At 60.8% G+C, this 6,197-nt stretch carries 7 protein-coding genes; 6 read left to right on the top strand and 1 reads right to left on the bottom strand.

The window, feature by feature from the left end; all coding sequences use genetic code 11:
- The first annotated feature begins 2 nt into the window (after positions 1 to 2).
- From folX to AC1RDQ_RS28275, 4 genes are all read left to right on the top strand, one after another.
- The gene (gene folX / locus AC1RDQ_RS28260; protein ID WP_007970304.1) at positions 3 to 374 is read left to right on the top strand and encodes a dihydroneopterin triphosphate 2'-epimerase; all 372 of its coding nucleotides are present in this window, start codon (positions 3 to 5) and stop codon (positions 372 to 374) included.
- A gap of 97 nt (positions 375 to 471) precedes the next feature.
- A complete protein-coding gene (locus AC1RDQ_RS28265; protein ID WP_046040093.1) occupies positions 472 to 768 on the top strand; it encodes a DUF1244 domain-containing protein in 297 nt (98 codons plus the stop codon).
- Positions 761 to 1,099 (top strand): HopJ type III effector protein, encoded by a 339-nt coding sequence (locus AC1RDQ_RS28270; protein WP_102669101.1) that lies wholly within the window; start codon positions 761 to 763, stop codon positions 1,097 to 1,099. Before AC1RDQ_RS28265 ends, AC1RDQ_RS28270 begins: the two co-directional genes overlap by 8 nt.
- 248 nt (positions 1,100 to 1,347) lie before the next feature.
- Complete coding sequence (locus AC1RDQ_RS28275) at positions 1,348 to 2,598, top strand: 2-aminoadipate transaminase (protein ID WP_218494934.1); 1,251 nt, start codon at positions 1,348 to 1,350, stop codon at positions 2,596 to 2,598.
- 177 nt (positions 2,599 to 2,775) lie between these two features.
- Here AC1RDQ_RS28275 and trxB read toward each other — a convergent pair whose 3' ends face one another.
- On the bottom strand, positions 2,776 to 3,732 hold the full coding sequence (gene trxB / locus AC1RDQ_RS28280) for a thioredoxin-disulfide reductase (RefSeq protein WP_477763226.1): 957 nt from the start codon (positions 3,730 to 3,732) through the stop codon (positions 2,776 to 2,778).
- A 314-nt stretch (positions 3,733 to 4,046) separates the two neighbouring features.
- Between trxB and cysZ the strand changes: the two genes are divergently transcribed.
- Together cysZ and AC1RDQ_RS28290 are read left to right on the top strand one after the other, a co-directional pair.
- A complete protein-coding gene (cysZ, locus tag AC1RDQ_RS28285; protein ID WP_057716404.1) occupies positions 4,047 to 4,799 on the top strand; it encodes a sulfate transporter CysZ in 753 nt (250 codons plus the stop codon).
- 36 nt (positions 4,800 to 4,835) lie between these two features.
- Positions 4,836 to 6,035 (top strand): glycosyltransferase family 4 protein, encoded by a 1,200-nt coding sequence (locus AC1RDQ_RS28290; RefSeq protein ID WP_218494933.1) that lies wholly within the window; start codon positions 4,836 to 4,838, stop codon positions 6,033 to 6,035.
- The last annotated feature ends 162 nt before the right edge of the window (positions 6,036 to 6,197 follow it).

Below are 6,197 nucleotides of genomic sequence, written 5' to 3' on the forward strand. Positions count from 1 at the left end.
CAATGCCACAACTTCAGCCAGGCATGGCACGCATCCGGGTCAAAGACCTGTGCCTGCGTACCTTCATCGGCATCAACGAGGATGAAATCCTCAACAAGCAGGATGTGCTGATCAACCTCACCATTCTGTACGCAGCCCAGGAAGCGGTACGGGACAACGACATCGATCACGCGTTGAACTACCGGACCATTACCAAGGCAATCATCGCCCATGTGGAAGGCAACCGCTTTGCGCTGCTCGAACGCCTGACCCAGGAAATTCTCGACCTGGTGATGGCCAATGCATCGGTGCTGTACGCCGAGGTCGAGGTCGACAAGCCCCACGCGCTGCGATTCGCCGAGTCGGTGTCGATCACACTCGCGGCAAGCCGCTGAGCTTCAAGCTTCAAGCCGCAAGCGGTAGACTTCAAGCCACCGCCATCCAACTTGCAGCTTCAAGCCTGCCGCTTGAAGCTGTCTCGCAGAGACCGCCATGACCGATCAACAACGCCTGGAACTCGAAGCCGCCGCCTTTCGTCGGCTGGTGGCCCACCTGGACAGCCGCAAGGATGTGCAGAACATCGACCTGATGAACCTCTCGGGCTTTTGCCGCAACTGCCTGTCCAAGTGGTACAAGGCCGCGGCCGACGACCGCCAGATCGAGGTCAGCCTCGACGAAGCCCGCGAAGTGGTTTACGGCATGCCGTACGCCGAATGGAAAGCCCAATATCAGCAAGAAGCCAGCGCCGACCAGCAAGCGGCGTTCGCCAAAGGAAAACCCAATGAGTGATTTGAACACCCTGCGCGCCAGCCTCAAGACCGGCGAACACGCCTTCGCCGACACCCTGGCGTTCATTGCCGCCGGATACGACTACCAGCCTCAGGCCTTCAACAACGGTGGTGTGGAAAACGCGGCCGGGCAGAACGAAGGCTCGTGCAAGACCCTGGGCCTGGCGCTGCTCGAAGGCTTGAGCGATGAAGAAGCCCTGCTGGCTTTCGGCGAGCATTACCGCTCGGTGCTGGCAACGCCGGAAGGCAGCGACCACGGCAACATCCGCGCGCTGATCGCCCATGGTCTGGCCGGTGTGAAGTTCGCTCAACAGCCGCTGACACGCCGCTGATTTGATTTGTAGGAGCGAGCCCGCTCGCGATGGACTGAAGAACGCCACGGGGTGTCAGGCTCCCAGCGTCATCGTTCACCACCATCGCGAGCAAGCTCGCTCCTACAGGTTTTGCGTTCATGGCGCGCAATTGATCACAAGCACAACCCGACTTTTAAGATTGACCCGGCAACTTTATTTCGTTTGCCCCGTACCACCGCTCACGGCTTAGATAAAAAGAAGTCCTCCTTCTTCCGAGCCGGTCATTCATGCGCAGCGAAACCATCAGCCAGTCGATCAACATCGTTCACCCTGTCACGCTCAGCCACGGCAAGAATGCCGAGGTCTGGGACACCGATGGCAAACGCTACATCGACTTTGTCGGCGGCATCGGCGTGTTGAACCTCGGCCATTGCCATCCGCGCATCGTCGAAGCCATTCGCGAACAAGCCACCCGTCTGACCCACTACGCGTTCAACGCTGCACCCCATGAGCCTTACCTCGAACTGATGGATTGCCTCAGCGCATTCATGCCTGTGGCTTACCCGGTCAGCGGCATGCTCACCAACAGCGGCGCGGAAGCGGCGGAAAACGCCCTGAAGATCGTCCGTGGCGCCACCGGCCGCAGCGCGGTCATCGCCTTCGACGGCGCTTTCCACGGCCGCACACTGGCCACCCTCAACCTCAATGGCAAAGTCGCGCCGTACAAACAAAAAGTCGGCGTGTTGCCGGGGCCGGTGTTTCACTTGCCCTTCCCCAGCCGGGACAACGGCGTCACCTGTGCCGAGGCCCTCAAGGCCATGGAGCGCCTGTTCAGCGTCGAGATCGATGTCGAAGACGTCGCCTGCTTTATCGTCGAACCGGTGCAGGGTGAAGCGGGTTTCCTGGCCATGGACGTCGAGTTCGCCCAGGCGCTGCGCAAGTTCTGCGACGACAAGGGCATTGTGCTGATCGCCGATGAAATCCAGTCCGGTTTCGGCCGTACCGGCCAGCGCTTCGCGTTCTCGCGACTGGGCATCGAGCCCGATCTGATCCTGCTCGGCAAAAGCATCGCCGGCGGCGTGCCGCTGGGTGCGGTGGTCGGGCGCAAGTCACTGCTCGACAATTTGCCCAAGGGCGGACTCGGTGGCACTTACTCCGGCAATCCCATCGCCTGTGCAGCGGCACTGGCAACCCTGGACGAAATGACCGATGCCAACCTGCATGCCTGGGGCACCCAACAGGAAGAAGCGATTGTCGGTCGCCATGCAACCTGGCGCGCGAACAACCTGACGCCGTACCTGGGACGCCTGACCGGCGTCGGCGCCATGCGTGGTATCGAGCTGATCAACGCCGATGGCTCGCCCGCACCGACACAATTGACCCAACTGCTGGCACTGGCGCGCGACGCCGGTTTGCTGCTGATGCCCAGCGGCAAGTCGCGGCACATCATTCGCTTGCTGGCGCCGCTGACCATCGAGGCTGCGGTGCTGGAGGAAGGGCTGGATATCCTTGAGGCGTGTCTGAAGAAATTGGCCTGATCCAGCGCCCACTGTAGGAGCGAGCATGCTCGCGAAGAACCTGAGAGCCCTGCGGGGTGTCAGGCTCCCAGCGTTATCGTTGACGACCATCGCGAGCGCGCTCGCTCCTACAGGGACATGTGTATTTTCCGAAGGCACAAAAAAACCGGCCGAAGCCGGTTTTTCGTTTCTACAGAATCAAGCGTTCTGCAGATTATCCAGGTAACGCTCGGCATCCAGTGCCGCCATGCAACCTGCGCCAGCCGAGGTGATGGCCTGACGGTACACGTGGTCAGCCACGTCACCAGCGGCGAAGATACCTTCGAGGCTGGTGGCAGTGGCGTTGCCGTCACGGCCGCCCTGCACAACCAGGTAGCCGTCTTTGAGGGTCAACTGGCCTTCGAACAGCGAAGTGTTCGGGGTGTGGCCGATGGCGATGAACACGCCGTCGACTTTCACTTCGTCGAAACTGCCGTCGTTGTTCTTCAGGCGGGCACCGGTCACGCCCATGTTGTCGCCCAGCACTTCGTCCAGGGTCGCGTTCAGCTTCAGCTCGATCTTGCCTTCGGCGACACGGGCGTTCAGCTTGTCGATCAGGATCTTCTCGGCGCGGAAAGTTTCACGACGGTGGATCAGGGTGACTTTGCTGGCGATGTTGGCCAGGTACAGGGCTTCCTCAACAGCGGTGTTGCCGCCGCCGACCACGGCCACCGGCTTGTTGCGATAGAAGAAACCGTCGCAGGTCGCACAGGCCGAAACGCCTTTGCCCATGAACGCGTCTTCCGATGGCAGGCCCAGGTAACGAGCGCTGGCGCCGGTGGCGATGATCAGGGCGTCACAGGTGTAAGTCGCGCTGTCGCCGGTCAGGGTGTATGGCTTGGCGGCGAAGTCGACGGCATTGATGTGATCGAAAACGATCTCGGTTTCAAAGCGCTCGGCGTGCTCACGCATCCGCTCCATCAGCGCCGGGCCGGTCAGGCCGTGGACGTCGCCCGGCCAGTTGTCGACTTCGGTGGTGGTGGTCAGTTGACCGCCGGCCTGCATGCCGGTGATCAGCAGTGGCTTGAGGTTGGCACGGGCGGCATAGACCGCGGCGCTGTAACCGGCAGGGCCGGAACCGAGAATAATCACTCGCGAATGACGGACTTCAGACATGACCTGCTCCTGTTGACCGGCCCGGATTACCTGGCACGGAACGCCGGATTGCCGGCTGGAATAAAAAAGAACGGTTGAAAGCACTTGGGGAAGGCTTGACCCGACCGTCCTGTAAAAAGATTGGGTGCAGCGTATCGAGGGGGCGAAGATTAAGGAAATACGGTTTAACAATCCAGCTCATAGGTGGTCTCTATGGCATCTGACCGACGATATCGACGTCTTTGTTACAGTGAATGTCGATACCGCCACCGCGCTTTCGCCTGCAAGGCAAAGCCGGTAAGGTCGGCGCGTTTTCCCTCTGCTCGGAGCACCTTATGCCCGCCCCTGTACTGTCCGGCCCGCAATACCTGCGCGAAGGCCTCAAGCTGGTGTTGAGCCCCAGCCTGCGTTTGTTTGTGCTGTTGCCGTTGGCAATCAACCTGGTGCTGTTCGTCGGATTGATCTACCTGGCCAGCCATCAATTCAGCCTGTGGGTCGACACCTTGATGCCATCGCTGCCCGACTGGCTGAGTTTTCTCAGCTACATCCTCTGGCCATTGTTCGTGGTGCTGGTGGTGTTGATGGTGTTCTTCACCTTCACCATGCTCGCCAACGTCATTGCCGCGCCGTTCAACGGCTTCCTCGCAGAAAAAGTCGAAGTGGTGGTACGCGGCACCGACGACTTCCCGGCCTTCAGTTGGGGCGAGTTGATCGCCATGATTCCGCGTACCCTGGCCCGGGAAATGCGCAAGCTTGGCTATTTTCTGCCCCGGGCGATCGGGTTGTTCATCCTCTCGTTCATCCCGGTGGTGAACATCATCGCCGCGCCGCTGTGGCTGTTGTTCGGGGTGTGGATGATGGCGATCCAGTACATCGACTACCCGGCGGACAACCACAAGCTGGGCTGGAACGAGATGCTCGCCTGGCTGCGCGAGAAGCGCTGGCAGAGCATGAGCTTCGGCGGCAGCGTGTACCTGGTGCTGCTGATCCCTGTGGTGAACATTCTGATGATGCCGGCTGCCGTGGCCGGGGCGACGCTGTTCTGGGTGCGTGAGCGCGGGGCAGAAAACCTGGTGACCCAGCGCTGAGTCACAAATCCATCATCCCGACGTCACACTGACGACATGGCCCCAGCCGACACTGGGGTCATGACGACAGCTCTGCATATCACCCTGATCACCGAAACCTTCCCACCGGAAATCAACGGCGTGGCCAATACCCTTGGTCGCTTGTGCGACGGTTTGCGCGCGCGCGGGCATCAAGTGGAGCTGGTGCGGCCGCGTCAGGGCTGCGACCAGCAACTGGGCAGCGACGATGAATTGCTGCTGTGCCGCGGCTGGCCACTGCCGGGCTATCCCGGCCTGCAATGGGGTCAGTCGTCGATGCACAAGCTGCTGCGGCGCTGGACGCGTCACCGCCCGGATGTGCTCTACATCGCCACCGAGGGCCCGCTGGGGCTCTCTGCGTTGCGTGCGGCACGGCGACTGGGAATTTCCGTGGTCAGCGGTTTCCACACCAATTTCCAACAGTACTCCAACCAGTACGGGCTTGGTTTGCTCACGCGCCTGCTGACTCACTACCTGCGCTGGTTCCACAACCGCTCGACCATGACCCTGGTGCCCAGCGTCAGCCAACGCATGGAACTGGAGCGGCGGCATTTCGAGCGCCTGGCGTTGCTGTCCCGAGGGGTCGACAGCGAATTGTTTCACCCGGCCAAACGCTTGAATGCCCTGCGCGAGCAATGGGGGCTGGCCGAGGCAGACATCGCCGTCATTCATGTCGGACGCCTGGCCCCGGAAAAGAATCTCGGCCTGCTCAAGCGCACCTTCAATACCCTCAAGGCGAGTTATCCCCAGCGCACGCTGAAACTGGTCGTGGTCGGCGATGGCCCGCAGCGCCAGGAACTGGAAAACGAAATGCCCGAGGCGATTTTCTGCGGCACCCAACGGGGTGAAGCCCTGGCGTGTCACTACGCGTCAGGCGACGTGTTTCTGTTTCCGAGCCTGACCGAAACCTTTGGCAATGTGGTGCTTGAAGCACTTGCCTCGGGGCTCGGCGTGGTGGCCTACGACCAGGCGGCGGCGGCCCAGCATATTCGTCATGGCTACAACGGCGTATTGGCGATGCCGGGGGATGAAGAAGCGTTCTGCGATGCAGCGGCATGGCTGCTGGAGGAAAGGGAAGCCTTGCGCAATGTCAGGCTCAATGCGCGCCAGCATGCCAGTCGCCAGGGTTGGGCGACGATTATCGAGCAGTTCGAGGGACAGTTGCGCGGTGCCTGTGCCGGGGAGATGGTGGTGCCGAATGCGCCGACTGTGCTCTGATTTTTCAGTGATCTTGAGTCAGTCATCGCGAGCAAGCTCGCTCCTACAGGATTTGTGTACAACGCACACCCTGTGGGAGCGAGCTTGAACTGGCCTAATAATCCCGGACACCTCTTAAGGGCGATATGATTTCGCCAACTTGGAGGTTCCATGAACGAAAGA

It is taken from the genome of Pseudomonas sp. GW823-FHT02E01 (assembly GCF_058797535.1).